Origin of the sequence: Neolewinella aurantiaca (assembly GCF_008014675.1) — a bacterium.
Classification (GTDB): Bacteria; Bacteroidota; Bacteroidia; order Chitinophagales; family Saprospiraceae; genus Neolewinella; species Neolewinella aurantiaca.
The window spans coordinates 1-2,003 of the sequence record NZ_VOXD01000086.1; the positions used below are offsets into that span (position 1 = coordinate 1).

The 2,003-nt window shown below is 43.5% G+C and carries 2 protein-coding genes; both read right to left on the bottom strand.

Features of this window, described 5'->3' with window-relative positions; translation table 11 throughout:
* Positions 1-149 precede the first annotated feature (149 nt).
* Positions 150-1,340 (bottom strand): 6-bladed beta-propeller, encoded by a 1,191-nt coding sequence (locus FUA23_RS22075; protein WP_147932943.1) that lies wholly within the window; start codon positions 1,338-1,340, stop codon positions 150-152.
* Positions 1,341-1,715: 375 nt separating this feature from the next.
* Positions 1,716-2,003: hypothetical protein (locus FUA23_RS22495; protein ID WP_187271190.1), on the bottom strand; the 288-nt coding region annotated here is incomplete at its 5' end.

The following is a 2,003-nucleotide window of genomic DNA, read 5'->3' on the forward strand; positions in this document are numbered from 1 at the left end:
ATAAAAAAACAGCGTACGCCGCAGAGCAGAGGTTGCGAGATACAGGGGTAATATAAGGGGATTCAGGGTTTTGTACAAAAAGCGATCAGCATTCAGGCGCGTTGGGCCTGAATGCTGATCGTTAGAAAGTCGCTAAAAGAGGTTACTAACTATAGCTCCATTAAAAAGATGGTTTTACCGCCAGTGTCATCATATTCTTCATCTAAGCGGGAGAGCTCTTCCTGCCAATCTGTATCCGTAGCGGAGGCTCCTTGTGCTAATTTTGCGTAGTGTGCTACTTGATAGTTTGGCATTACGTGCAGAAGGTGCCTGCCGTTTTCGATCAGGGGAGCTTGAAACACGAGATCATCATACCTAAGTATTTCGTTGTTGATCAGCCATTCGCTTGATTTTCGGTCAAGCAAACCTAAATAAGCGCTTTTGCTGTGGCGATAGGTAATACATAACATTTCATCGTCTGCACCAATGCTGGTTGGCACAGGATAATTATTTTCGAAAAGAAAACGTAGCTTGTTGTCAATGTTCTGATTTTTCATTACGTCTTCCAGTGTAATAGAGCCAGGTAAATCAAATGTAAAAACAGGTGTCACATTTGGAAGATCAATCTCATAGAAAGCATCTCTCAAAACAGCATGATACAAAAGCCTACCTCCCATCCTGGTAAACTGAGGCATACCTCCTACAAAATTATACTCTGGGGCGTAAGGAACGGGGGAAATTAAACCAACCGGATCCGAGCTATCCCGCACCCAAAAAAGCTGATTAGACTCATCCATAATGTGGGTATTTCTCAAGCCCTGCGCCGAATAAACAACATCCCTTTCTGAGGCGATTGCAAGTTGATGATAATCAAAAGAAGGTTTCTTACTTACGGAAACAGGATTACCCGAAAAATCGAATAGGAACACTTCGCGTCCACTATGAACCGCAATTCTTTCGTTAAAAGGATCAAAAGCGCACTCATCAAAGTGTGTATAGTACCGATAATCATCACTTCGAGAAAACACCCGCCATACTATCTCACCATCATGATTGATCCGGGTTATAGTTGCGGCTTCCTCGTCGACTAGTATCAAGTCTGTTTGGTCTACGACATAAAAATGTTCGATATAGCCCAGTTTTTCGGCTACTTCCGTAGATAAACGAATCTTTTTTACTGACTTTGCAATATCTGTAATATCACCAACGGTCTTTGGCTTGCCGGTGATAAGCTTGTAGTGCGGCAAAGAAGGTGACGCAGGGGCAGCTGTTGTGACTGGTAAGCTATCGTTCGTGCTTTCGCAAGAATAAAGACAGATTAAGGCACATGCAATGAATAGCGACGACACCCGAATTTGCATATTGATATTTTTTTATTTCAGAAACAAAGTTTAGAAAGTCGAAATTAATTCTTTAGAAAGACAAAGAATCAACTGCAACAGCTCAAACTGCTACAGTTGACTCGAGATAAGGATTAATTACAAGATGCGTCAGATAAATTTGCCCCAGCCTCTTCCGTCACTCCGGTGCAGGCTACGTAATCACAGTTTGAATTACCAAACCACTTAGTTTTGCAAGTTACTCGAAAAGTTTCTGCGGCTCCAACCGGACAAATTGTAGTAGTCGTTGTCCAACCACAATACCCAGTATTTCCTCCAGTAGCACTCACAGCCTGCGAAGGAAAAACAGACAACATAACTGCCAAAACACCAGCAAAAAGAGAGAATAAAATCACACTACTCTACATTTTTGAAGATGGGATGATTTCGCCCGTCATCGAGGCTTAAATATCGTTTCAAGAAGAGCTCCATACTCGCGCACCAGGGCATCAGCAGGCTCAGTCCTTTGCGGAACACAGACTCGGCAGGGAAGACCGCCCCGTCAGCATAATGAATGATTCTGATTTTTGACCGCGCCGCCCATCCCACTCGTACCGTCAGTGAATAACTGAGTCCCACGATGGCCATGAATAAGTTGCTTCGTCCGACGGGCTTGAAGTTGATGGCCTCTAACCCAAATCCGTT